The 23,882-nt window shown below is 58.4% G+C and carries 23 protein-coding genes and 1 riboswitch; of the genes, 10 read left to right on the top strand and 13 right to left on the bottom strand.

Going from position 1 to position 23,882, the window contains the following annotated elements; genetic code table 11:
• Nucleotides 1-15 precede the first annotated feature (15 nt).
• The gene (locus GKG34_RS02900) at nt 16-930 is read left to right on the top strand and encodes a hypothetical protein (protein WP_154255561.1); all 915 of its coding nucleotides are present in this window, start codon (nt 16-18) and stop codon (nt 928-930) included.
• A gap of 160 nt (nt 931-1,090) precedes the next feature.
• Here GKG34_RS02900 and GKG34_RS02895 read toward each other — a convergent pair whose 3' ends face one another.
• The 7 genes from GKG34_RS02895 to GKG34_RS02865 form a co-directional block, all read right to left on the bottom strand.
• A complete protein-coding gene (locus GKG34_RS02895; RefSeq protein ID WP_154255560.1) occupies nt 1,091-2,311 on the bottom strand; it encodes a M20 family metallopeptidase in 1,221 nt (406 codons plus the stop codon).
• A gap of 76 nt (nt 2,312-2,387) precedes the next feature.
• A complete protein-coding gene (gene secA, locus GKG34_RS02890) occupies nt 2,388-5,228 on the bottom strand; it encodes a preprotein translocase subunit SecA (protein ID WP_154255559.1) in 2,841 nt (946 codons plus the stop codon).
• A 396-nt stretch (nt 5,229-5,624) separates the two neighbouring features.
• Complete coding sequence (locus GKG34_RS02885) at nt 5,625-6,275, bottom strand: HAD family hydrolase (RefSeq protein WP_120080046.1); 651 nt, start codon at nt 6,273-6,275, stop codon at nt 5,625-5,627.
• A gap of 19 nt (nt 6,276-6,294) precedes the next feature.
• Entirely contained in the window at nt 6,295-6,819 is a 525-nt protein-coding gene (locus GKG34_RS02880; RefSeq protein WP_005944292.1) for a QueT transporter family protein, read from the bottom strand.
• A gap of 7 nt (nt 6,820-6,826) precedes the next feature.
• A riboswitch (PreQ1-III riboswitch) is annotated at nt 6,827-6,927 on the bottom strand.
• A 224-nt stretch (nt 6,928-7,151) separates the two neighbouring features.
• On the bottom strand, nt 7,152-8,042 hold the full coding sequence (locus tag GKG34_RS02875; protein WP_005944288.1) for a DegV family protein: 891 nt from the start codon (nt 8,040-8,042) through the stop codon (nt 7,152-7,154).
• Nucleotides 8,033-8,539 carry a tRNA (cytidine(34)-2'-O)-methyltransferase gene (locus GKG34_RS02870; RefSeq protein ID WP_005944287.1) on the bottom strand — a complete coding sequence of 169 codons (507 nt, stop codon included), beginning with the start codon at nt 8,537-8,539 and terminating at the stop codon, nt 8,033-8,035. Before GKG34_RS02870 ends, GKG34_RS02875 begins: the two co-directional genes overlap by 10 nt.
• 14 nt (nt 8,540-8,553) lie before the next feature.
• A complete protein-coding gene (locus tag GKG34_RS02865; protein WP_242821961.1) occupies nt 8,554-9,390 on the bottom strand; it encodes a bifunctional hydroxymethylpyrimidine kinase/phosphomethylpyrimidine kinase in 837 nt (278 codons plus the stop codon).
• Between the two features lie 183 nt (nt 9,391-9,573).
• Here GKG34_RS02865 and GKG34_RS02860 point away from each other — a divergent pair, with 183 nt between their 5' ends.
• Nucleotides 9,574-9,777: a hypothetical protein gene (locus GKG34_RS02860; RefSeq protein ID WP_044954007.1), complete on the top strand. Its 204-nt coding sequence runs from the start codon at nt 9,574-9,576 to the stop codon at nt 9,775-9,777.
• 54 nt (nt 9,778-9,831) lie between these two features.
• Here GKG34_RS02860 and GKG34_RS02855 read toward each other — a convergent pair whose 3' ends face one another.
• From GKG34_RS02855 to GKG34_RS02840, 4 genes are all read right to left on the bottom strand, one after another.
• On the bottom strand, nt 9,832-10,305 hold the full coding sequence (locus GKG34_RS02855) for a hypothetical protein (RefSeq protein WP_005944280.1): 474 nt from the start codon (nt 10,303-10,305) through the stop codon (nt 9,832-9,834).
• Nucleotides 10,306-10,513: 208 nt separating this feature from the next.
• Nucleotides 10,514-12,064, bottom strand: a complete 1,551-nt coding sequence (locus GKG34_RS02850; RefSeq protein ID WP_005944276.1) for a 4Fe-4S dicluster domain-containing protein — start codon at nt 12,062-12,064, stop codon at nt 10,514-10,516.
• Between the two features lie 246 nt (nt 12,065-12,310).
• Nucleotides 12,311-13,606, bottom strand: coding sequence for a tRNA (N(6)-L-threonylcarbamoyladenosine(37)-C(2))-methylthiotransferase MtaB (gene mtaB / locus GKG34_RS02845; protein WP_154255558.1), 1,296 nt, complete (start codon nt 13,604-13,606; stop codon nt 12,311-12,313).
• Between the two features lie 177 nt (nt 13,607-13,783).
• Nucleotides 13,784-14,137, bottom strand: coding sequence for a twin-arginine translocation signal domain-containing protein (locus tag GKG34_RS02840; RefSeq protein ID WP_154255557.1), 354 nt, complete (start codon nt 14,135-14,137; stop codon nt 13,784-13,786).
• Between the two features lie 215 nt (nt 14,138-14,352).
• Between GKG34_RS02840 and GKG34_RS02835 the strand changes: the two genes are divergently transcribed.
• From GKG34_RS02835 to plsY, 8 genes are all read left to right on the top strand, one after another.
• Entirely contained in the window at nt 14,353-15,591 is a 1,239-nt protein-coding gene (locus tag GKG34_RS02835; RefSeq protein WP_097781643.1) for a D-alanyl-D-alanine carboxypeptidase family protein, read from the top strand.
• Nucleotides 15,592-15,804: 213 nt separating this feature from the next.
• Nucleotides 15,805-17,136, top strand: a complete 1,332-nt coding sequence (locus GKG34_RS02830) for a glucose-6-phosphate isomerase (protein ID WP_154255556.1) — start codon at nt 15,805-15,807, stop codon at nt 17,134-17,136.
• 51 nt (nt 17,137-17,187) lie between these two features.
• The gene (locus GKG34_RS02825) at nt 17,188-17,592 is read left to right on the top strand and encodes a hypothetical protein (RefSeq protein WP_005944262.1); all 405 of its coding nucleotides are present in this window, start codon (nt 17,188-17,190) and stop codon (nt 17,590-17,592) included.
• A 141-nt stretch (nt 17,593-17,733) separates the two neighbouring features.
• Complete coding sequence (locus GKG34_RS02820) at nt 17,734-18,234, top strand: YceD family protein (RefSeq protein WP_154255555.1); 501 nt, start codon at nt 17,734-17,736, stop codon at nt 18,232-18,234.
• A gap of 26 nt (nt 18,235-18,260) precedes the next feature.
• On the top strand, nt 18,261-18,440 hold the full coding sequence (rpmF, locus tag GKG34_RS02815) for a 50S ribosomal protein L32 (RefSeq protein ID WP_005920250.1): 180 nt from the start codon (nt 18,261-18,263) through the stop codon (nt 18,438-18,440).
• A gap of 93 nt (nt 18,441-18,533) precedes the next feature.
• Nucleotides 18,534-19,865: a DUF512 domain-containing protein gene (locus GKG34_RS02810; RefSeq protein ID WP_347563417.1), complete on the top strand. Its 1,332-nt coding sequence runs from the start codon at nt 18,534-18,536 to the stop codon at nt 19,863-19,865.
• Nucleotides 19,866-20,021: 156 nt separating this feature from the next.
• A complete protein-coding gene (gene der, locus GKG34_RS02805; protein ID WP_154255554.1) occupies nt 20,022-21,365 on the top strand; it encodes a ribosome biogenesis GTPase Der in 1,344 nt (447 codons plus the stop codon).
• A 27-nt stretch (nt 21,366-21,392) separates the two neighbouring features.
• Nucleotides 21,393-22,055, top strand: coding sequence for a glycerol-3-phosphate 1-O-acyltransferase PlsY (gene plsY, locus GKG34_RS02800; protein WP_154255553.1), 663 nt, complete (start codon nt 21,393-21,395; stop codon nt 22,053-22,055).
• Between the two features lie 66 nt (nt 22,056-22,121).
• Here plsY and GKG34_RS02795 read toward each other — a convergent pair whose 3' ends face one another.
• Together GKG34_RS02795 and GKG34_RS02790 are read right to left on the bottom strand one after the other, a co-directional pair.
• The gene (locus GKG34_RS02795) at nt 22,122-22,709 is read right to left on the bottom strand and encodes a transporter (protein WP_154255552.1); all 588 of its coding nucleotides are present in this window, start codon (nt 22,707-22,709) and stop codon (nt 22,122-22,124) included.
• Nucleotides 22,710-22,793: 84 nt separating this feature from the next.
• On the bottom strand, nt 22,794-23,795 hold the full coding sequence (locus GKG34_RS02790) for a substrate-binding domain-containing protein (RefSeq protein ID WP_154255551.1): 1,002 nt from the start codon (nt 23,793-23,795) through the stop codon (nt 22,794-22,796).
• Nucleotides 23,796-23,882: the final 87 nt, after the last annotated feature.

Raw genomic sequence — 23,882 nt, 5'->3', positions numbered from 1 at the left:
GCGGGGGTGAAGCAGTTGATACACGAAGAAAAAACGCAGACCACCTGTGTGCTGCGGTTGTTTGGCGCACCGCTGTGGGCAGTACAACAGGCAGTGCAGCAGACAGGACTTGCTGCCCAGTGCCGTGGCCGTGGGGCAGAGGTGCTTGCGGCCCTGCAGGCCGAAACGCCCGCGGCATTGAGCAAGGCGCGGAAAGCGCTGGCAGACCGCTTTGCGGTAGAGCTGTACGGAGAAGGGGAGATGACCCTTGTTCATGCAGCGGTGCAGGCGCTGGAAACGCACCACAGGCTGCTGGTATGCTGTGATGCGGATGCAGGCACTCTGCTGGAAGCCCGGATGGAAACGGTGGCCGGCGCAGAAAAAGTGTTTGATTTTGGAGCCATGAGCTATGCCGATGCAAAGGTGCGGGAAAAGCTGAGCGCAAAGGTCTGCCGGGTCAAGGGCGGGCCGGTGCCGGCAAAGCTTACCCGTGTGCGGGCAGCGCAGCGCCTTGTGGGTGCAGACTTTGCAGCCGGGTGTCTGGAGCGCGCCGAGGACACGGTGCTGTTTCTGGGCAGCCGGAAAGGCTGCTGGGTGCGCACAGTGGCCAATGCAGATATGCCTGCTTTGTGGCTGCTGGATATGATCCGCCGGGCGGCCTCCGGTCTGCCGCAGGCGGCGGGGACAAGCTGGCAAAAATACGGCAGGGCCATCCCGGCAGATGCCCTGACGGCGCAGCGCCTGCCGGGCAAGCCGGAGCCGGATGCACCGACAGCAGCGCCGCGCAAACGGCACAGGGTGCGGAATGCCCTGATTTTTCTGCTGATTCTGGCACTGGCCGCATTTGCCGCTGCGTGGTATTACACCGGCGGCGACCTGACCGCGCTGCCGCAGAGACTGCAGAGCCTTGGTGCCGACAGCCTGCCCCATGCGGGGGCAAAGCTGATATAAAAAAGACCCCGGAGGGTGTGAACCTTCCGGGATTTTTTTGTTTATAAAGGCGATTTTTAAGAGATGCAGCGTGCTGCTCCGAACCCATCCGTGAAAAAGAACCTCCGGAAAATCCGCAGATTTTTCGGAGGTTCAAATAAATGATAAATTTTCCGAATGGTTATGCCTTGTGGTCGCTCAGCCACCGCAGAGCCATATAAACATAGGCTGCAGAGCCCTCGTACAGCACGCTGTCGTCAAAGCGTACCTTGGGATGGTGCTGGCCGTAAACATAGCCCTCCTTGGCGTTGCCTGCGGAGAGAAACATGCTTACGGTAGGCACTTCGTGGCTGACAAAGGCAAAGTCCTCGCTGCCGCCGCCGGGCTTGCCGCCGGTGAGGACGGTCATATCCATGGCACCACGGCCCAGCAGTTCGGTCATATAGGTCAGGGCATTCTTGGCAAGAGGCGTATCCACCACCATGCAGGGGCAGTGGTCGCTGAACTCCACATCAGCAGTGCAGCGATAGGCTGCCGCCACGCCCTGCGCGATCTCGGTCATGCGCTGGTGGATCTGCTCGCTCACGGCACCTTCGGGGTCCACCGTGCGGATAGTGCCCCACATATCGGCAGAATCCGGGATGACGTTGGATGCCTTGCCAGCTTCAAACCGGCCCGTGGTGAATACGCCAAACTTGGCGGGGTCCAGCTCACGGCTGTTGATCTCCTGCAGGGCAATGTGGATGTGGGCCGCTGCGGTGATGGGGTCGATGCAGGCGTTGGGCATGGAGCCATGGCCGCCCTTGCCGTGTACGGTGATGTGGTACTGCTCACAGCTTGCCATGGTGATGCCGCCGCCCGGCACCAGCACCGTACCCACCGGCAGGGGCATCCCGGCCAGAACGTGGAACATCACCGCGGCATCCACCTTCGGGTTTTCCAGCAGGCCGTTTTTCAGCATGTCCAGCGAGCCCTGAAAAATCTCCTCGGCAGGCTGGAATTCCAGCTTCACGGTGCCTTCGATCTCGTCTTCGTGGGCCTTCAGCAGCTTTGCCGCGCCCAGCATCATGGCGGTGTGCATATCGTGGCCGCAGCCGTGCATCCGGCCCGGGATCTCGGAAGCAAATTCCTCACCGGATTCTTCCTGAATGGGCAAAGCATCCATGTCACCGCGCAGCAGGATGGTCTTGCCGGGGCGCTTGCCGCCCGCTAGCGCGAGTACGCCGCACTTGCCGCAGTCCTGCGGGGCATAGCCCATCTCGGTCAGGGCTTTTTTGACCAGCGCTTTTGTCTCGGGCAGGTCAAAGCCTACCTCCGGGTGGCGGTGCAGGGTGCGCCGCCATGTGCGCAGCTGGGTTTCCAGCTCCTTTGCGGATTCGAGCAGTTTTTCTGGTGTGATCATTCCAAAATCAACTCCCTCTATTTTATCAAAAACCTCCCAGACCCTGCCTTATGGCAGAGCCTGAGAGGTTTTTTACTTAGTTTTCGTTCGTCGATGTGCCTTCCGGGTGGTACTTGGCGCAGGTGCACTTTTTCCACTTCAGGCCGCTGCCGCAGGGGCAGGGGTCGTTGCGGCCAATTTTGATGACACGCACAGGCTGGCCGTGGGGTGCACCCTTGGCACCGGGTGCACCGTTGCCGGGCACAAAGCCTTCGCCGGTGGGCTTTGCCACCTGCTCACGCTTGGGGGCAGCACCGGCCTGACGGATCTCGATGGTCAGCAACATCTTCACACTGGACTCACGGATGGAATCCACCATCTGGTCGAACATGTCAAAGCCCTCGATGCGGTACTCCACAACGGGGTCCTTCTGGCCGTAGCCGCGCAGCGCAATGCCCTGACGCAGCTGGTCCATGTTGTCGATGTGGTCCATCCACATGCGGTCCACGCACTTGAGCAGGCAGATGCGCTCCAGCTCACGCATGATGGGAGTACCGTAGCGCTGCTCCTTGTCGGCGAGGATCTTCATGCCGCGGTCATAGAGCTGGTCGGCAATGCCCTTGCGGGAGATAGCGTCAAAGTCGGCCACGGTGTAGTGGAGGTCTTCCTCGGTGGTCAGCCAGCCCAGATAGTGGCGGCGCAGGGCACCAAAGTCCCAGTCGTCCTTCACATCACCGGCCAGGAACTGGTCGCAGCTGGAATCGATGTTCTCGCGCAGCATCTTGTGCATTTCGGTGCTGATATCCTCGCCATCCAGCACCTTGCGGCGCTGACCATAGATGATCTCGCGCTGCTGGTTCATCACGTCGTCGTACTTCAGCACGTTCTTGCGGATCTCGAAGTTGCGGCCTTCCAGCTTTTTCTGGGCGCTTTCCAGCGTGTTGGTGATCATGCGGTTCTCGATGGGAGTGTCCTCGTCGATCTTGAGGGTATCCATCAGGCTGGAGACGCGGTCGCCGCCGAACAGGCGCATCAGGTCATCTTCCAGGCTCAGGTAGAAGCGGGAAGCACCCGGGTCGCCCTGACGGCCGGCACGGCCGCGCAGCTGGTTGTCGATGCGGCGGCTCTCGTGGCGTTCGGTGCCGATGATGAACAGGCCGCCTGCAGCGCGCACCTGCTCAGCTTCGGCATCGATCTGGGGCTTGCACTGGGCGTACAGCTCATCGAAGCGCTTGCGGGCAGCAAGGATGTTGGCATCCTCGGTATCGCCGTGGCCGTTGGCTTCGGTCAGCAGCATTTCCACTGCAGCCGGGTCGGCATCCTCGGGCTTTTCCGGGTTCAGCAGGTTTTCGCAGAAGTGTTCCTTGCGCATCTGGGCCTTGGCCATGAACTCGGCGTTGCCGCCCAGCATGATATCGGTACCACGGCCTGCCATGTTGGTGGCAATGGTAATGGCACCCTTTTTGCCGGCCTGCGCCACGATCTCGGCTTCACGCTCGTGGTTCTTTGCGTTCAACACGTTGAAGTCGCGGGTGTATTTCTGCAGCATCTTGGCAAGGGTCTCGCTCTTTTCCACGCTGACCGTACCCACCAGCACGGGCTGGCCCTTCTGGTGGCATTCCAGCACCTGCTGGATAACGGCATTGTATTTGCCGTTGACCGTCTTGTAGATGGCATCCGGATAATCGATGCGCTGACGGGGGCGGTTGGTGGGTACCGTAACGATGTTCAGGCCGTAGATCTCGGTGAACTCGGTGGCTTCTGTCTTGGCGGTACCGGTCATACCGGACAGCTTTTTGTACATGCGGAAGTAGTTCTGGAAGGTGATGGTAGCCAGCGTTTTGCTCTCGGCGGCGATCTTCACGCCCTCCTTGGCTTCGATGGCCTGATGCAGGCCTTCGTTGTAGCGGCGGCCGATCATCAGACGGCCGGTGAACTCGTCCACGATGATGACCTGACCATCCTTGACCACGTAATCGATGTCCCGCTGCATCACGCCGTAAGCCTTGATGGCCTGATCGATGTGATGGGCAAGGGTCATGTTCTCGGCGGCGGCAAGGTTCTCGACCTTGAAGTAGGCTTCCGCTTTCTTGATGCCGCTGGCAGTCAGGGTACAGGTCTTGTGCTTTTCGTCCACGACGTAATCACCGTCGGTCTGCTCGTCGGTAGAGACTTTATCCTCCAGCTCTACCACCACGCTCTTGCGCAGGGTGCGCACAAAGCGGTCCACCTGTGTGTACAGGCTGGAAGAATCCTCGCCGCGGCCGGAAATGATCAGGGGCGTGCGGGCTTCATCGATCAGGATGGAGTCCACTTCATCGACGATGGCATAGGCGTGGCCGCGCTGCACCATGTTGGCCTTATAGGTCACCATGTTGTCGCGCAGGTAGTCGAAGCCGAACTCGTTGTTGGTGCCGTAGGTGATGTCGGCGGCATAGGCGGCGCGGCGTGCATCACCGTCCATGCCCTGTGCGATCAGGCCGACAGAAAGGCCCAGCCAGCGGTAGAGCTTGCCCATCCACTCGCTGTCGCGCTTGGCAAGGTAATCGTTGACGGTGACAACATGCACGCCCTCACCGGTGAGGGCATTCAGGTAGGCGGGCAGGGTAGCCACAAGAGTCTTGCCTTCACCGGTCTGCATCTCGGAAATATCGCCGCGGTGCAGGGCAATGCCGCCGATGACCTGCACAGGGAAGTGCTTCATGCCCAGCACGCGCCATGCGGCCTCGCGGCAGACGGCAAAGGCATCCGGCAGGATATCATCGGTGGTCTTGCCGTCGGCCAGCTGCTGCTTGAACACAGCGGTCTGTGCCTGCAGGTCGGCATCCGGCATGGCGGCATATTTTTCTTCCAGAGCCAGCACCTGCTTGGCAATGGGGTTGATCTTTTTCAGCTCCCGGTCCGAGAAGCTGCCAAAGAGTTTTTCAACAAGGGACATTGGTAACACCTCATAGATCAAATTCGGGAAAATGCTTCCCGGAGATAGACATAAATACACACATATATGATACACCAAAGCGGCAGACGCGTCAAACCTGCAAGGTTATTTTAGCCGGATTTTGAATGAATTTTCTGTAAATTTGCGCTGGAAGGGGGTTCATAAAAGGAAAAGATATGTGGTGGAGGCGAACAGCCTCGCCCTCTCCGTCTGCTCCCGCTGGTCGCATCCACCTCCCCCAAAGTGGGAGGCCTTGGCAATCCACGCAAAGTTTCCGGTTTCGCCAGAGGCTCCCCCTTTGGGGGAGCTGGCGAGCGAATGCGAGACTGAGAGGGCGAGCCAGCTAAAACAAAAAACACCTCTGATTTTTGCAAATCAGAAGTGGTCAGATGTACATTATAAGGTTTCCAGCAGCTGCGGCAGCTGTGCCAGATCGTCGATGACATTTGGGCACACAGCCTCGAGCCGCGCGCGGGACTGGTGGCCGCCGGTGTAGAGCACGCATTTTGTGCCAAGGGCCTTTGCAACTTCGGCATCGTGCTGGGTGTCGCCCACCATCACGCAGGCAGCAGGGGCGATGCCGCTTTGTGCAAGCCACTGTTTGCCCACCTGCACTTTGCTTACGCCATAGATGTCTGCAAGGCCGAGCAACTCAGTAAAATAGCCCTGCAGGCCCCGTGCGGCTACCTGCTCGATCAGGTAGTCCCGGCGGGAGGCGGAAAGCACGCTCTGCCGCCAGCCCCGGCGCGAAAGCTCGGCCAGCGTTTCGGCAGCGTGTGCAGAGGGGGGACAGGCATCCACGCCTGCGTTATAATGTTCCATAAAGCGCTCGGCCAGCTCTGCATAAGGGTGCTTTGCAAAGTTGAAACCGGCGCGGATGTAGTATTCCTCAATGGGAAAACCGAAAATTTCCCGGTAAGCGGCAAGATCGTACCGCTGCGGATAACCGTGGGTCTCCAGCATCCAGTTGAGACAGCTGTGGGTGAAATCAACATCATCCATCAAAGTGCCGTTCCAGTCCCAGAAGATCATTCCGTTTGCCTGCATGGAAACCTCCTTGCGGTCATTAAGCTGCAAAAATTTTGCGCAGGGCCTTGCTGCTTTCGATGATCTTCACCAGCAGCACACCCAGAACGGTGCAGCTGATGAGCTCGCCGATACCTACGGAGATGCCGTTGGTGATGCAGGCCAGCCAGATGGGAGCGCTGGAGGTGGGGTCCGGGAACATGACGGCAATCTCAATGCCGATGATCACCGCATTGAACAGCACCGGCGGCAGGGAAGCCGCCACAGCCAGACCCTTGATGCGGATGTTCCGCAGCTTGTAGGTGACAAGGCAGGCCAGCAGGGTGGCAAGGGTGCCAAAGATGACATCCACGATGGTGGAGCCCAGCAGGTTTGCCAAAAAGCAGCCCAGTACCACACCGGCAATGTACTCGGCACCGAACACCGGCAGCAGGCAGAGCGCCTCAGCCACACGCACCTGTACCGCACCATAGGAGAGCGGCTGCAGAGCCATGCAGAGAACAACATAAATGGCTGCGACCACGCCGCAGCGCACCAGTTTACGGACGGAAGGATTCTGATTCATGATAATACTCCAGCGGGATGATTTTGACCGCACAGGGCCGCCAGCCCCTGTGAGTTTGGCCCGGCATGGTTCGAGACACGCCGGGGAGCCTAAAATCCTAAGTTGCTCTGAAAGGATGCCGCACAAAAAGCACAGCAAAAGGCAGTATAGCATAATTTTTGGCAGATTGCAACGAATTTTCGCAGAATCAGGTACAGATGCAGTTTTTGGTTTGGACCCTTCCGGTGAAAAAGAGGTTCCGAAAAGCCCGCAGGCTTTTCGGAACCTCAAAATAAAAATAGAATTACCGCTGAAATAGCCAGAGCGAAAGCGGAGGCTATTAAAATCGTGTGTTACCCTCTGGGGTGTCCGGTGTATACCAGAGCCACCGTGTCGGGGCCGGTGTTGGCGGAAACGACACCGCCCAGCTCAAACACCAGCAGCGGCGGCTTGCCAAAGGCCTTGCGGCAGGCCTTTTCCAGATCGGCGGTCTGCGGGATGTTGGTGTGGCCGATCATATAATCAAAGTTCTCCACGCCTTCGCTGCGCTGTTTGCACAGCTCCACCATGGCGGGCACCACTTTGTCATCGCCGCGTACCTTGGCTTCCACCTTGGTTTTGCCGTCGATCAGGGTGATGATGGGACGAATGCCCATCAGCTCGCCCATAACAGCAGCAGCAGCAGAGATGCGTCCACTCTTTTTCATCTGCTTCAGGCTATAGGGGCCCAGAACGATCTCCATGCAGTCCATCTGCTTTTCAAACTCCCGGATCACATGGCTGATCTCTGCACCGTTCTTCAGCTTGCGGGCCATTTCGCACAGATACCAGCCGAACACCATGGAATAGGTGTGGGGGTCCAGCAGATGGATCTTCAAGTGGTGCTCCGGGCGCTCTTCCCGCAGCATCCCCTGTGCCATGAGGGCGTTATTGTAGGTGGAAGAGCCGGATTTGTTGATGGGTACATGAATGACATCCGTATAGCCCTCGTCCACGTACTGGCAGTATTTTTCGCAGAACTGGATGGGGGTGATGGCGGCAGTGGAGGGCACGCCCTTAGCGGCACGCATCTTATCGTAAAATTCGGTGTTGGTGCAGCTTTCACGCTCCACGTAGTCCACATCGTCCAGCAGGATGTGGAAACTCATGATGTCGATGCCGTATTTTTCGGCCATCTCCTGCGGGATATCGCAGGAGGAATCGGTCAGGATCGCGATCTTGCTCATAATGTCCCTCATTTCCATTCGTAGTCTCGTAAGTGTCCGTGGTCCAAAAGCTCCGGAAAGTCCCACTGGCGCAGCACTTCATACACGCCCACGGCCACGCTGTTGGAAAGGTTCAGGCTGCGGCAGGTGTCGCGCATGGGCATTCGGATGCAGTGCTCCTGATTGGCGGCAAGCAAGGCTTCGGGCAGGCCGGCATCCTCGCGTCCGAACACGAGGTATGCACCGTCCGGGTAGCTCACATCGGTGTAGCGCTGCGGTGCCTTGGTGGTAAAATAGTAATAGGGGCCGCTGTTTTTGGCAAAGAACTCGTCCAGACTGTCGTAATAGCTGATGTCGAGGTAGTGCCAGTAATCCAGACCCGCATGCTTGAGCTTTTTATCATCGATGGCAAAGCCCATGGGGCCTACCAGATGCAGCCGACAGGCAGTGCAGGCACAGGTGCGGGCCACATTGCCGGTGTTCTGCGGGATGCGCGGCTCCACCAGAACGATGTTCAAGGTTGGCTTTTCGTTCATCGGTGTACCTCCCCTTATTCTGCCGAGCTTGCCGGGCACAGGCGCGGCAGAAGCGGTTCGAACCAGACCCCGTAGCGGGTATCCTGCGCGGCGGGCGTGCTCTGGATGGAAAGCGCCACGAACTCGGCAGCGTTGTCGGCGGCGGCACTCAGGGCGTTGCCCTGCAGCAGCGAGCCGATGAGCACCGCACCGTACAGGTCGCCGGTGCCGGGAAAGCTGCGGCTGATGTGCAGCTTTTTGATGAGAAAGCGGTCTTTTCCGCTGCCTGCACAGCCGATGTATTTGCCCAGCGGCAGGCCGGTGACGACAGCCCCGGGGGCCAGAGCGGTCAGCTCGTCAGCCAGAGCCTGTGCGGCTTCATCGGTGAGCAGCTCGGTCTGCGGCTGGCGCTGCAGCAGGATCTGTGCCTCGGTGTAGTTGGGCAGAATCAGATCGGCAGCACCGCACAGTGCACGGATGCGGTCGATCAAAGCAGGCGTTACGGTGGAGTAAGCCTTGCCGTTGTCGCCCATGACCGGGTCAACGATCTTTTTGGCTGCGGGCCAGAGGGCAAAGGCTTTTTCGGCCAGTGCCACCTGATCCTCACCGCCCAGATAGCCGGTATAGATGCAGTCAAACTCCACGCCGAGCGCATGGTAATGCTCCAGCGCCTGTTCGCCGTAGGCGCAGCCGTCCAGCCGTGCAGGTGTGCCAAGCCCGCCTGTGTGGGTGGAAAGCACCACCGTGGGCAGGGCTACCGGCTGCACGCCCATGACCGACAGCACCGGCAGGATCACTGCAAGGCTGCAGCGGCCCATGCCGGAAAGATCGTGGATGCAAAGGACTTTTTTGGGTTCAACAGGGTGTATCAAATAAGGAACCTCCTTACCAGTATGCGGAATGAGCAGTGCGCTTTTTAGCCGGGCACACCCGCCCATTAAAACATCGTAGAACAGTATACCACAAATTTCTGCATAAAAAAAGCGGATACCAGATAGTTTACAGGAAATAATAATGCCGGAGACCGGATCTTTTTCACCGAAAGGAGTTTTACTATGAAACATGAATCCACCAGTTCTTCCGGGATGCTGCTTGGCATGGCCGCAGGGGCGGCACTGGGTGCCGTGGGCGTGATGGCCGCCACCCAGAACCAGCGCCAGCTGCGCCGCACCACCCGCAAGGTGATGAAGGGTGCCGAGAACGCTGTGCTGCAGCTGGACAAAATGGTTGGCGACTTTGTGGAAAAGCACATGGAGTGATAAAAGCAAAGAACGGCGTTCCGGTGGGGAACGCCGTTCTTTGCTTGAAAAAGCTTACTTGTTCCAGATGCACATGCGGGCCGCGGTGTTGATCTCGCCCAGCACGCTCAGATCCATCTGAATGTTGCAGGTAACGGTGAGTGCCTTGTTCACATCGCTGCCGGTCAGCACCGAGGCGGGCATGTTCTTGATGGTGAGCACGCCGGTGCCCTTGGCAACATCGCCGGAGACGGTGCCGGTGTAGGTCACATCACCAATGGTCAGGCCGGACAGATAGCCGGTGACACCCATCTTGCTTACCTGCTGGATGGGCAGGGTGAGCGTGTAGGTGCCGTTGGACTGGCGGGTGAGGGTGACATCACGGCTGGCATCGATGCCGGTGTTGGCCATGGATTCCTTATCGGATCTTTCTTTCCAGAATTTAATGCCTACGTTCAGGCTGGAAGCAGCGCTTGCACTAAAGGTGAACATGCACAGCAGCAGCACTGAGAGCAGGGCGGCGCTTACGCGCTTATAAGTGTTCGTCATGAATGATCTGCCTTTCCTGCCACAGAGGCGGCGTTGAACAATTGCGGTAATACCGGTTTGTCAATGCTAAAATAGCATGGCTGTGCAAAATTGTCAATCCGCTTCGTGAAGCTTTCACAGAAATGTTGCACATTGATAAAATATGGTGGGCGAAGATGACGAAGAACCGCCCCTCCGGCAGGAGAAGCGGTTCTTGAAAAATCAGCGCTTAAAGTTCAAAGTCGGGGTCGTCCTTCAGCACGTGGATCTCGCTCATAAAGGGGCTCTGCTCCGGGTCGGCGAAGGGAGCTTCCTTGACGTACTTGTTCAGCTGGATGGCCGTGCGTGCGGGGTCGGCAATGGTGCCTGCACCGCCGATGCAGCCGCCCGGGCAGCCCATGCCTTCCAACAGGTAGCCGTTGTACTTGCCGGCCTTGGCCAGCATGAGCAGCTTCTTGCATTCGGCAAGGCCCTGTGCGGATGCGATCTTGACATCCATATCCGGGTGCCATTCCTTGATCTTATCGGCAACAGCCTTGGCAACGCCGCCGGACTGTGCAAAGCCGCGGCCTGCTGCGGATGCAGCGTGCAGAGCTTCGGCCTCGTCCACTTCCAGCAGGCTGGTGTCCACATCCTTGGCCTCGATGATACCGGCCAGCTCTTCAAAGGTGAGCACGAAGTCCACATCGGAGCGGACGGTGCGGCGGGAAGCTTCCAGCTTCTTTGCGGCGCAGGGTCCAATGAAGCACATACGGGCCTCGGGGTCCTTCTGCTTCATCATGCGGGCGGTGAACACCATGGGGGTCATGGTCATGGAGATATTCTTGGCAAGATCCGGGAAAGCGGTCTTTGCCATCATGCTCCATGCCGGGCAGCAGGAAGTTGCCATGAAGTTGAGCTTCCCGGGCACTTCCTCCAGGAAGTCGTGTGCTTCGTCCACGGTGCACAGGTCGGCACCAATGGCAACCTCCACCACATCGTAGAAGCCGACGGCCTTCAGGGCGGCCTTGAGCTTGCCGGTGGAAGCCAGACCAGGGAACTGGTTGATGAAGGCGGGAGCTACCAGCGCGTAGATGCGGTCGCCGCGGTTGAAGCCCTGGATCAGCTGATAGATCTGGCCCTTGTCGGCAATGGCACCGAAGGGGCAGTTGACCAGACACTGGCCGCAGGAAACGCACTTGCTGTAATCGATCTCGGCGCGGCCCAGCTCATCGGAGTGGATGGCACCCATGCCGCAGGCTGCAGCGCAGGGACGCTCGGTCTTGACGATGGCGTTGTAGGGGCACACGCCGACGCAGCGGCCGCACTTGATGCACTTGTCCTGATCGATGATGGAACGACCGCTCTCCCATGTGATGGCCTTCTTGGGGCACACTTCCATACAGGGGTGGGCAAGGCAGCCCTGACACAGGTCGGAAACCTTGACCAGCTTTTCCGGGCAGCGGTTGCAGGCAAACTTGATCACGTTCACCAGCGGGGGATCATAATACTTATCGGCGATGGAAGCATCCTCCAGACCGGAGACGACGCTGTTGTGCTCGTCCATGCGGCGGGTGGGCAGGCCCATGGCCAGACGCACACGCTCCTCAACGATGGCGCGCTCCAGGAAGATGTCCTTGCGCAGCTTGCCTTCCTCGCCGGGGATGATGGTGTAGGGGATCTTGCGCATCAGGTGGTTGGCCTGCTCGCCCTTGACGTTGGCGTAAGCCATGCGTGCCACCTCGGTGAACACCTGACGGCGGATCTGGATGACCGTGGTATTGATTCCTCTGAAACTCATTCCAATTCTCTCCTTGCTTTGCTAAAAACAAACGGGCTGCACCCGGCTGCCGACAGCGTTCTGCCGCGCAGGGCGCGTTACAGGGCACATTGGTAACGCACTGCTGCAAACAGCGCTGTGCCCGGGATGATCCACCTTCATTTTAGCATAAAGCGTGCCGGATGAAAAGGGATAAAACGCAAAATTTGTTAAAAATTTGTTGTATTCGTCCTCGTGTACAGAATCAACAGTTTTAAGCGCAGAAACTCAGCAAAGTGCTGCACGCACACGCTCGCCGTCGTATTCGCCCAAGCGTACATGCACGATCTGCCCGCTTTCGTGGCCGGGGGCGGACACCACCACCGGAATGTACAGCCGGGTGTAGCCGGTGAACAGCGTGCCGGAAAGCGGGGTCTCCAGCAGCACATCGTCCTCGGTGCCCACATAGGCGGCCAGCACTTCGCGGCGCACCTCCTCGGCGATGCCGTTCATCACGCGGCTGCGCTCCTGCTTTTCCCGCTCGTGCACCTGCTCCGGAAAATCGTAGGCCGGGGTGCCGCTGCGGCGGGAGTAGGGGAACACATGCACCTTGAGAAAGCCGATCTTTTTCAAAAATTCGCAGCTCTCTTCAAAATCGGCCTGCGTCTCGCCGGGGAAGCCACAGATGCAGTCGGTGGTAAAGCTGACCGGGCGCGCACCGTAGGCGGCGCGCAGCTGGTCCACCACCTGTGCGTACTGCTCGGCAGTGTAAACGCGGCGCATCCGACGCAGGGTGGCAGTGCAGCCGCTCTGCAGGCTCAGGTGGAACTGCGGGCAGAGCTTTTCCACGGCGGCAAGGCGGGTGATGAACTCCGGCGTGAGCATATCCGGGTCCAGACTGCCCAGACGGATGCGCTGGATGCCCTCCACCTGAGCGCAGTGCTCCACCAGCTCCACAAGGTTGGTGCCGGTATCCAGACCGTAGCTGGGCAGGGAGATGGCACTGAGCACCACCTCGCGGTAGCCGGAAGCCGCCAGCTGGCGCAGTTCGGCTAGGATGCTGGCTTCGTCGCGGCTGCGCACCGGGCCGCGGGCCCGTGGGATGACGCAGTAGGCACACTGGCGGTTGCAGCCGTCCTCTACCTTGATAAAGGCACGGGTGTGGGTCTCGAACCGCTCCACGGGCAGCTCTTCAAATTTTTCGCCGCGCTGGTGGGGCGTGATGGCCACAATGCGCTCATGGCCGTCCAGCAGCTTGAGAACGTTATCTAAAATGGCCTTGCGGTCGCCGTTGCCGCACACAAGGTCGGCCTCGGTGAACTGGGCGGCTTCCTCCGGGAAAGCCTGCGGGTAGCAGCCGGTAAGCACCGTGACCGCGCCGGGGTTCTCGCGCTTTTTGCGGCGCAGCCACTTGCGGCTTTTCTGGTCGCCAAAGTTGGTCACGGTACAGCTGTTCACCACAAAAACATCCGCAGGCTCGTTCTCCTGCGCAATGGTAAAGCCGTTGGCGCGGAACATCTGTTCCAGCGCGCCGGTCTCGTTCAGGTTGACCTTGCAGCCAAGGGTATAAAAACAAACTCGCATGAGGGGGTATCCTTTCGACAAAAAACGGAGTGGTGTTTGCATTGCTCTTTATTATATATCACAGCGGCGGTGCGGCGCAAGACCGGATGCACAGCAGCAGGCACTTTTTTGCTGGAAAGCGGACAAAACAAAAAGAGACGGGCAAACGCCCGTCTCTCAAAGAGAACCTTGGAAAAATTATTTAGTGGACTTGACGATGACTTCCAGACAATTGTAGTCCTTACCGTTTGCATCCTTCTTGGTCTTGTACTCGTACTTCACGACTTCAAAGTCTTTGAGACCATTAGCGGCCAGATAGTTGGGCAGATAACCCTTCAGATAATCGCCGTTTGCATCAGCAGGCCATACGACCAGCTTCTTCTTGTTCAGTTCTGCAACAGCATCAGTGAAGTCTTTGGTAGAACCCGCAACGGCGACTACCTTGATAGGAGTGGTGGAGAAAGCACCGCAGCCGGTGAACATGGAAGCACCTGCAGCAGCAACAACGGTCAGACCAGCCATCTTCAGGAAAGAACGACGAGACAGAATCATAATAGTATCCTCCTAAAAAATAATTCCACAAATTAAAGCAATACGGCCTTTTTGGGCCATCTCCAATTTACACTATAAGGTGGGCAAAAGTCAAGCCCTTTTGTAGAAAAAGACAAAATAAAAAATGCGGGCTGCGGTGCGGGCGCAGGATATTCTAAACAAAAAGGCCCCTGCATACTCTCTCAGCAAGAGACATTGCGCAGGGAGGGACCGAAATGGAGCGGAAAAACTTGGCGCTTTTGTGTGCAGGGGTGGTGTGCTTCTGGCTGTTTGCGCTGGCCTTTGGCACGGCGCAAGGCAATGGGCTGCGGCAGCAAAGCCCGGCGGTGCAGGCAGCTGCAGACCAGACCCAGCCGGTGCAGCCCGCGGCGGCACAGCCTGCCTTGGAGCTGCCCTGCCGCGCCGCCTGCCTGATCGACCAGCAGACGGGCACTATATTATATGAAAAGAACGCCGACCAGCAGATGCCCATTGCATCCATTACCAAGGTAATGACCCTGCTGCTCACCTTTGAAGCCGTGCACGACGGCCGCATTGCCATGGACACGCTGGTGCCGGTAAGTGAACACGCCTACCACATGGGCGGCAGTCAGATCTGGCTGGAGCCGGGGGAGCAGTTCACGCTGGACGAGATGATCAAAGCCATTTGTGTGTCCTCTGCCAATGATGCCGCTGTGGCTGTGGCAGAGCTGGTGGGCGGCAGCGAGCCGGGCTTTGTGCAGATGATGAACGCCCGCGCCGCAGAACTGGGCATGGTGAACACCACCTTCCACAATGCCTGCGGGCTGGACACCGAAGGGCATCTTTCCACCGCCCACGATGTTGCCATCATGAGCCGCGAGATTTTGAACACCTGCCCGGAGGTGCTGCACTATACCGGCATCTGGACGGACACCCTGCGCGGCGGTGCCACCCAGCTGGTGAACACCAACAAGCTGCTCAAGCGCTACAACGGCATCACCGGCCTGAAAACCGGCACCACCAGCGGCGCGGGCGTGTGCATCAGCGCCAGCGCCACCCGCGACGGGCTGGACCTGATCGCCGTGGTGCTGGGGTCGCTCTCCAGCTCGGAGCGGTTCACAGCGGCCACCACCCTGCTGGACTACGGCTTTGCGGCCTACGCCGCCGTGCCGCTGCCCGCCATGGAGGACCGGCCTCTTCTTATAAAAGTAAAGGGCAGTGCAGAGGAAAGCGTACCGCTGGACTACACCGCTCTGCCCGAAACGCTGCTGATGCCCAAGGAAAACGCCGCCGCCCTCACCGCGCAGCTGGATCTGCCGCAGGAGCTGGAAGCACCGGTGCAGCTGGGCCAGACCGTTGGCACGGTGCGCATCCTGAGCAGGGAGACCCAACTGGGCGAGTACGAGGTGCGCGCCGCTGCCGATGCTGAAAAAATGGACTTTGGCACCGCATTCGGCCTGTTGTGGGACGCTTTGACCGGCTGCGAAAGCTGAATGCACGCTTCAGCGTACAAAAGTGCGCTGCGGTAAGCTGCGTGGAACTGTCTGTGTGAACAATTCTGGATGAAGAAACAAAAAAACACTATTAAAATTGTATGAAATCCAAGGATTTTGACCTTGACTTTGCCCGGAGGGAACGGTACACTTATACCAAGATATTTCCTCGCAGGGCAAAGGCCCGGCAAATCGTTTGGAGGTTATAATAAAATGAGCGTCGCACTGAACACAAAACACCTCTCCAGCTTTATCAGCGAAGAGGAATATGCAGCCATCTATCCGCAGGTGGAAGCTGCCCATAACCAGCTGGAAGCAAAGTCCGGCCCGGGCAATGATTTCCTCGGCTGGATGTATCTGCCCCGTGATTATGATAAGGAAGAGTTCGCCCGCATCAAGGAAGCCGCCGCAAAGATCCGCGAGGATTCCGATGTGCTGGTGGTGGCCGGCATTGGCGGCAGCTATCTGGGCGCACGCGCTGTCATCGAGGCCGTCAAGGGCCAGTTCCACAACGAGCTGGAAAATGGCCTCAAGATCTACTTCTGCGGCAACAGCATCAGCCCCACCTACCTGAACAACATCATCAGCCTGTGCAAGGGCAAGCGCTTCTCCATCAACGTCATTTCCAAGTCCGGCACTACCACCGAGACTTCTCTGGCATTCCGCGTGCTGCGTGAACTGCTGGAAAAGGAGATGGGCGTGGAAGAAGCCAACAAGCGCATCTACGCCACCACCGACCGTGCCAAGGGCACCCTGAAGCAGCTGGCCGACGCACAGGGCTGGCCCACCTTCGTGGTCCCCGACGACGTGGGCGGCCGCTACTCCGTGCTGAGCGCTGTGGGCCTGCTGCCCATTGCTGCTGCCGGTATCAGCATCGACGACCTGATGAAGGGCGCTGCCGATTCCATGGAGCGCTTCTCCGTTCTGAGCAAGGACAACGACGCTTACAAGTATGCTGCCATCCGCAACATCCTGTACCGCAAGGGCAAGAGCGTTGAAATTCTGGAATGCTACGAGCCGGACTTCGCCCTGATGAACGAGTGGTACAAGCAGCTGTTCGGCGAGAGCGAGGGCAAGGACAACAAGGGCCTGTTCCCCGCAAGCTGCATCTTCTCCACCGATCTGCACTCCATGGGTCAGTTCATTCAGGAAGGCTCCCGCACCATGTTCGAGACCATCGTGGACGTGAAGAAGCCTGCACAGGATCTGTTCATCGACCCGCTGGAAGGCAACTTTGACGGCCTGAACTTCCTGGCAAACCAGAACATGAGCATTGTCAACCGCAAGGCCATGGAGGGTACCATCCTCGCCCACACCGACGGCGGCGTGCCCGAAGTGCTGATCGAGGTGGACGACCTGACTGCTTACAATGTGGGCTACCTGATCTACTTCTTCTGGCGTGCATGTGCCTGCAGCGGTTATCTGCTCAGTGTTAATCCCTTCAACCAGCCGGGCGTTGAGAGCTATAAAAAGAATATGTTTGCTCTGCTGGGCAAGCCGGGCTACGAAGGCCTGACCGCCGAGCTGGAAGCAAAGCTGAAGTAAATAAAAATGATCTCCCGCCGCAAGGCGTGGAAAATACAGGAGGACTGAACTATGATTAAACTGATTGTTGGTACCAAGGGCTCCGGCAAGACCAAGGCTATGATCGACCAGATCAATGATGCGGTCAAGACCTCCAAGGGCAACGTGGTCGTCGTTGAAAAGGGCATGAAGCTCACCTACGACATCGCTCCTGCTGCACGTCTGATCGACCTGGACGAGTACAAGATCTCCGGCGGCGAAATGCTGTACGGCTTTGTTGCCGGCCTGATGGCAAGCAACTACGATATCACCGACCTGTACATCGACGGCATCCTGAAGGTGCTGGATCATGACATCAACCGTCTGGGTGTTGTGCTGGACGAGATGGCAGCCATTGCAGGCGACAGCGTGAAGGTGACTGTTACCGTCAGCGCTGACGAGGCTGCACTGCCCCACGATGTGAAGAAGTACCTGTAATTCCGGAAAATCGGGATCTGAACCACTTTGAACAGGCAGAGAACCGGGAAATTTAAATTTTTTCGGTTTTCTGCCTGTTTTGGTGTTGACAAAGGGCTGCGTTGGCGCTATACTAACAAAGCAGCCTTTTAGAGGTGTACTATGCAATTTGACCTGAGAAAGTTTATCGCCACCGGCAGACAACCCTATCATGCAGAGTTTCAGTGTGATTTATCTGCACATGATTATGCCGGGGCAAGGATCCCGCAGCCGGTCACCGTTGTTTTTGAAGCGGAGACGGACGGCGACGAGATCCGGATGACACTGCGGGCAAACGCATCGGTGCACGGAGAGTGCGCCCGCTGTCTGGACCCGGTCATTCGGGAGGAGACGGTCGATACGGAGTGGACGGTAAAGGAACGGGATCTGGATGACCCGGATTTTGACCTTCCGCTGGACGAAAAAGGACATCTGGATATAGATGAATGGCTCAATCAGGAGTTTATGTTCCAGATCCCCACGGTGCTGCTTTGCAGTGCCGACTGCGCCGGGCTTTGCCCCGTGTGCGGCAAAAAGAAGGCGGAATGCACCTGCCAGCCGGCAGAGCATGCCGAAGCTCCCGTAGACACAAGGCTCGCAATCCTTAAATCACTGCTGAACTGATAAACCCATCAAGGAGGTGCAAAAATATGGCAGTACCTAAGAGACATCTTTCCAAGGCCCGCCGCGACAAGCGTCGCAGCAATGTTTGGAAGCTGGAGGCCCCCGCACTGGTCAAGTGCAGCAACTGCGGCTCTCTGAAGCTCCCCCACCAGGCATGTGGCAACTGCGGTTACTACAAGGGCGAGGAAGTCATCAAGAAGGCCTAATTTGCGCGTAATTGGTGGCATAATGGTGTTATGTACAGAAGGGGAGGGCGCATGCCTTCCCCTTCTTGTTCTGTCTGAAAGGAGGTGGATGCGGTGGCAATGAAGATCGCACGGGTAGAACCCGGCAGCGAAGCGGAAGCGCTGGGCCTTGGCCCGGGTGACGAGCTTTTGAGCGTGGATGAGAACGAGCTGAACGACAGTCTGGACTACGATTTCTACACTGACAGCAAAAGCTTCCACCTGAAAGCAAGGGTGGCAGACGGCATCCGCGAGTGGGATGTGCAGCGCACGGAGCGCGGCCCCTTTGGCTGCGATTTCCAGACCTATCTGGGCGATCAGAAGCACTCCTGCTCCAACCACTGCATGTTCTGCTTCATCGACCAGCTGCCCCCCGGTATGCGCGAGAGCCTTTACTTCAAGGACGATGACGAGCGGCTTTCCTTTTTGTTCGGCAACTATATCACCATGACGAACATGCAGGACCACGAGATCGACCGCATCATCAAGATGCACATTTCGCCCATCAACATTTCAGTGCACACCACGAACCCGCAGCTCCGTGTGCGGATGCTGGCCAACAAGCGCGGCGGCGAGGTGCTCAAGTATCTGCCCCGTCTGGTGGAGGGCGGCATCGCCGTCAACTGTCAGCTGGTGCTGTGCCGCGGCATCAACGACGGCGACGAACTGCGCCGTACCCTCTCCGACCTTTTGGAGCTGACCCCTATGGTGCAGAGCATCGCTGCGGTGCCCTGCGGCGTGACGGACTACCGCGAGAAGCTGTTCAAGCAGACACCGTATGATGCAAAGACCAGCGCCGAAGTCATCGACATCATGGAAGAATTCGGCGATGAGTGCAAGCGCCGCCACGGCAAGCGCATCATTTACCCCAGTGATGAATGGTACCTCAAGGCAGGCAGGCCCATCCCGCCGGAAGAGTTCTACGAGGACTTCGACCAGCTGGAAAACGGCGTGGGCATGATGCGCCTGTACGCCTCGGAATTTCTGGCGGAGCTGGAAAAGCCCCACCGCATCTACGGCACCAAAAAGATGGACGTGGTCACGGGCGAAATGGCTTCGCCGCTCATCCACCAGATGATGGCTGAGCTGCACCGCCAGTACCCCATGGTCGAGGTGACGGTGCACACCATCAAGAACAAATTCTTCGGCGGCAATGTGGGTGTGGCCGGGCTTGTAACGGCGACCGATATCATTGCTCAGTGCGAGGGCAGGCTGACCAGCGGCACGCTGGGCGTGCCCGCCGTGATGCTGCGGGAGGAAAAAGACACCTTTCTGGACGACATCACCACCGACCAGCTGGCCCAGCGCCTTGGCGTGAAGGTGGAGGTGCTGCCGACCTCTGGCGGCGACGAAGCCCGCGCCCTGCTGCGCAGCGGCCTGCACATTGCAAGGAGAAGAAGAGCATAAAAGAAAACCCTCTCCGTCATCGCTGCGCGATGCCACCTCTCCCGAAGGGCGAGGTTTTATGCATCTTTCGGCAGAAGTGATAAAAGCTCCCCCTTTCGGGGGAGCTGGCGCGGCGTAAGCCGTGCCTGAGAGGGTTGTAAGAAAGGAGGAACCCCTATGAGCAAACCGATCGTAGCAGTGGTGGGCCGCCCTAACGTGGGCAAATCCACCCTGTTCAACAAGCTGTGCGGTCAGCGCCTTGCCATTGTGGAGGACACGCCGGGCATTACCCGTGACCGCATTTTTGCCAACTGCGAGTGGAACGGCCATGACTTCCTGCTGGTGGACACCGGCGGTATTGAGCCCAAGGCTACCGAGGGCATTCTGGCCCACATGCGGGAGCAGGCCCAGATCGCCATTGACACTGCAGACTGCATCATCATGGTGGTGGACGTGCGCGACGGCCTGACCGCCGCGGACGAGGATGTGGCCCACATGCTGCGCCGCAGCCACAAGCCCATCATTCTGGCCGTGAACAAGTGCGACAAGGTGGGCGATGCCCCCATGGAGATGTACGAGTTCTACAACCTCGGCTTTGACGAGGTGATGCCCATTTCGTCCGTGCACGGCCACGGCACCGGCGACCTGCTGGACGCTGTGTGCGCCCATCTGGACTTCAGCGAGACGGTGGTGGAAGAGGACCGCATCCCGGTTGCCATCATCGGCCGCCCGAATGTGGGCAAGTCCAGCCTGACCAACCGCATTCTGGGCGAGAACCGCATGATCGTGGCAAACGAGGCGGGCACCACCCGTGATGCCATTGACACCCCGGTGGACAACGCTTACGGCAAGTTCATCTTTACCGATACCGCCGGCCTGCGCAAGCGCAGCAACATCACCGATGGTCTGGAGCGTTATATGGTAGTGCGCGCACTGGCCGCTGTGGAGCGCAGCCGCGTGGCGCTGATCCTTGTGGATGCCACCGTCGGTTTTACCGAGCAGGACAGCAAGGTGGCCGGTTATGCCCACGATCAGGGCAAGGCGTGCATCATCGTCGTCAACAAGTGGGACGCGGTGGAAGGCAAGGAGACCAACACCATGGAGCTGCAGCGCCGCGATTATGCCGAGTGCTTCAGCTTTATGGGCTATGCTCCTATCATCTTCATCTCGGCTCAGACCGGCTACAATGTGAACAAGCTCATGCAGCTGATCCGCGATGTGGACAACCAGAACGGTGCCCGCGTGCCCACCGGCGTGCTGAACGAGATGCTGGCCCGCGCCACAGCCCGGATGCAGCCGCCCAGCGACAAGGGCCGCCGCCTGAAGATCTTCTATCTGACTCAGGCATCCACCCGCCCGCCCACGTTCGTGGCCTTTGTGAATTCGAAGCAGCTGTTCCATTTCAGCTACCAGCGGTATCTGATCAACCAGATCCGCGAGAACTTTGGTCTGGAACACACCCCCATCCGTCTGGTGATCCGCGAGCGCGGCTCCGGCGAAGTGGGCGCAAAGGACGTGTAAGCGCCCGCAAAGGAGGCATCCGTTTCTATGATGAAAGCGATCCTGATCGCCGCAGCCACCATCCTGCAGGCGTACCTGCTGGGCAGTGTGGATACCGGCATCCTCGTCAGCAAATTCGTATATCATGACGACGTGCGCAATCATGGCAGCGGTGCGGCCGGCATGACCAACATGCTGCGCACCTTTGGCAAGAAGGCTGCCGCCATGACCGCGACAGGCGATGTGCTCAAGGGCGTGCTGGCCGTGTGCATCGGCCGGTGGCTGTTCCACATGCTGCCCGCCGATGCTGGTATGTCGCCGTATCTGGGTGTCTATCTGGCCGCTATCTTTGCAGTGCTGGGCCATCTGTACCCGCTGTACTTCGGGTTCAAAGGCGGCAAGGGCGTGCTGGTGGCAGCTGGTGCCATTCTGGCCATCCAGCCGGTGCTGCTGCCGTTTCTGGCCATTATCTTTCTGGTGTGCCTGATCCCCACCGGCATGGTGTCGCTGGGCAGCGTGGCCATGGCAGCACTCTACCCGGTGCTGACCATCATTTACGGTTCCCTGCAGGGCTATGCCGCCGGTGATATGCTGGTGTGTGCCATTGGCTCCGGCTTTATGTCCGGCATGGTGATCTATATGCACCGCGCCAATATCCAGCGCATCCGTGAGGGCAAAGAGTACCGCTTCGGAAAGCACAATAAAAAATAAAAGCATTATAAAATGCCCCGCAGCCTGCTGGTTTTCCGGCAGTGCTGCGGGGCATTTTTGTTTATGTTATTTTGGTTCCGGGGCGGCCTGCTCAAAATCGTACTCGTCAAAAGTCTCTTCTTCGGAAGGAATGGCCTCGGCCACCTCGGCCTTGGCGCGTTCTTTCAGACGGGAGATAAACTCCTCTGCCGGGATGCCGCTCTGCTTTGGAGAAAGATCCGGTGCCGGATGGCCGTCCGGCAGGTGGGCACCAAAGGCCGGCACAAAGAAGAACTTGCGCACAATAAAGATCAGGGCGATGGCTCCCACGCTGAGCAGGTTTTCCAGTGCGGAGTCGTGGCCCACTACCAGATGACGGGCAATGGCATACAGCAAAACCTCCAGACTGCTGCCGGGGCTGTGCTTGGCCAGCATTTTGATGAACTCGATGCCGATCACGATGTCAAGGCTCCGCTCCAGAAAAATGCGGATCTCCACTTCGTTGCCGTCAAACAGCAGGCCGGGCATCCACTTGATGAGCGGCACAGCGCTGAGCAGCAGGCCGATGAGCACAAGGCCGGAGAGCAAAATTTCCAGCAGACTGGACGCCTGAATGATGCGGTTGCGCAGCTGGGTGCGCCAGCGGCTTTCCACATGGGAGGAGGAATTGTCCATATTGAGCCTTCCTTTGCAAAAAAGTTTCAACATTCATGTGTAATATTGTAACAGAAATGCAGAAAGCTGTCAATTGCTAGAAGATCAGACGGCACTGTTCGCTGCAGTGGCGGGTGCCACCGCTACATAGCCGGATTTTTTGATGCAGTCCTGTCCGGCGGCGGTATCCAGCCAGTCGTAAAGCTGGCGTTCCGGGCTGTCGGCGGCAGCGTCCGCATGGAGAACGGCATAGAACTCGTTGCACAGCGGGTAGCTTTCGCTGGCGATGGTGTCGTTGGAAGGGGTCACGCCGTCCACGGCCAGCAGACGCAGGCCGGGCTGGGAGTACATCTGGTCGATGTAGTAGTAGACCGAGAAGCCGATAGCATTGGCGCTGTTGTTGTAGGCGGCGATGCTGTCCACCAGCTCACCCATGGCAGCGGGAGCCAGCTCGGTGGGCGGGTCCATCAGTTCGCTGCCCTGAATGAGCAGCTTGCGGAACAGGGTCTGGCTGCCGGAGTCTTCGCCCCGCTGGAAGGGCACGATGGCAAGATCCTCGCCGCCCACTTCCTTCCAGTTGGTGATCTTACCGGCATAGATATCCTTCAGCTGCTGCCGGGTCAGGCTCTTGACCGGATTGTTCTCGTTCACGATGAACACCAGTGCGTCCCGGCCAATGGGTTTCTGTTCCAGCTGGGCGTTTGCTTCTTTCAGCTCTTCCTTTACGTAGTCCGGCGCTTCGTAGACCACCAGCATCCTGGCAGTGTACTCCTCATCCGGGTACAGGCCGAAGTTTTCCCACGCATAGGCCGTGGTGCTGACCGAAATGCCGCTCTGGGCTACTTCCAGATCGATGCCGGTGGTATCGGCCATCATCTGGGCCATCAGCGGGATGCAGGCAGTGCTGCCGTCCAGCTTGGGAAAATCTTCCACGGTAAACAGCCCGATGGGTTCAAGCTCGCTCACGGAAGAAGCGGGTGCTTCCGGCGAGGTGGAAGCGCTGCTGGCGGGGGTGTCATCCCCCTTGCAGGCAGTGAGAATGCCTGCGGCAGAGCAGGCGGCAAGGCCAAGCAGAAAGCTGCGGCGGGAAATTTTAGCATTTTTCATAAGGCGTTCCTCGTATAATAAAATAGTAGTATTTATAGACCGCTCTCCAGCGGAATGCTACAATAGTTTCAGGGTGCTGTGGATTGG

It is taken from the genome of Faecalibacterium sp. BIOML-A4 (genome assembly GCF_009679665.1).
Lineage (GTDB): Bacteria > Bacillota > Clostridia > Oscillospirales > Ruminococcaceae > Faecalibacterium > Faecalibacterium taiwanense.
The sequence above is the reverse complement of the archived record's forward strand: the minus strand, read 5'-3'. Positions and strand labels throughout refer to the sequence as shown.

Coding starts and splice junctions, on each gene's coding strand:
- GKG34_RS02870 (WP_005944287.1), bottom strand. CDS start 8,539: ATGAACGAAAAGCCAACCTTGAACATCGTTCTGGTGGAGCCGCGCATC.
- GKG34_RS02830 (WP_154255556.1), top strand. CDS start 15,805: ATGAGCGTCGCACTGAACACAAAACACCTCTCCAGCTTTATCAGCGAA.
- der (WP_154255554.1), top strand. CDS start 20,022: ATGAGCAAACCGATCGTAGCAGTGGTGGGCCGCCCTAACGTGGGCAAA.
- rpmF (WP_005920250.1), top strand. CDS start 18,261: ATGGCAGTACCTAAGAGACATCTTTCCAAGGCCCGCCGCGACAAGCGT.
- GKG34_RS02855 (WP_005944280.1), bottom strand. CDS start 10,305: ATGACGAACACTTATAAGCGCGTAAGCGCCGCCCTGCTCTCAGTGCTG.
- GKG34_RS02875 (WP_005944288.1), bottom strand. CDS start 8,042: ATGGAAATGAGGGACATTATGAGCAAGATCGCGATCCTGACCGATTCC.
- GKG34_RS02885 (WP_120080046.1), bottom strand. CDS start 6,275: ATGCAGGCAAACGGAATGATCTTCTGGGACTGGAACGGCACTTTGATG.
- GKG34_RS02850 (WP_005944276.1), bottom strand. CDS start 12,064: ATGAGTTTCAGAGGAATCAATACCACGGTCATCCAGATCCGCCGTCAG.
- GKG34_RS02860 (WP_044954007.1), top strand. CDS start 9,574: ATGAAACATGAATCCACCAGTTCTTCCGGGATGCTGCTTGGCATGGCC.
- GKG34_RS02825 (WP_005944262.1), top strand. CDS start 17,188: ATGATTAAACTGATTGTTGGTACCAAGGGCTCCGGCAAGACCAAGGCT.
- mtaB (WP_154255558.1), bottom strand. CDS start 13,606: ATGCGAGTTTGTTTTTATACCCTTGGCTGCAAGGTCAACCTGAACGAG.
- GKG34_RS02880 (WP_005944292.1), bottom strand. CDS start 6,819: ATGAATCAGAATCCTTCCGTCCGTAAACTGGTGCGCTGCGGCGTGGTC.
- plsY (WP_154255553.1), top strand. CDS start 21,393: ATGATGAAAGCGATCCTGATCGCCGCAGCCACCATCCTGCAGGCGTAC.
- GKG34_RS02835 (WP_097781643.1), top strand. CDS start 14,353: ATGGAGCGGAAAAACTTGGCGCTTTTGTGTGCAGGGGTGGTGTGCTTC.
- GKG34_RS02895 (WP_154255560.1), bottom strand. CDS start 2,311: ATGATCACACCAGAAAAACTGCTCGAATCCGCAAAGGAGCTGGAAACC.
- GKG34_RS02790 (WP_154255551.1), bottom strand. CDS start 23,795: ATGAAAAATGCTAAAATTTCCCGCCGCAGCTTTCTGCTTGGCCTTGCC.
- GKG34_RS02820 (WP_154255555.1), top strand. CDS start 17,734: ATGCAATTTGACCTGAGAAAGTTTATCGCCACCGGCAGACAACCCTAT.
- secA (WP_154255559.1), bottom strand. CDS start 5,228: ATGTCCCTTGTTGAAAAACTCTTTGGCAGCTTCTCGGACCGGGAGCTG.
- GKG34_RS02795 (WP_154255552.1), bottom strand. CDS start 22,709: ATGGACAATTCCTCCTCCCATGTGGAAAGCCGCTGGCGCACCCAGCTG.
- GKG34_RS02840 (WP_154255557.1), bottom strand. CDS start 14,137: ATGATTCTGTCTCGTCGTTCTTTCCTGAAGATGGCTGGTCTGACCGTT.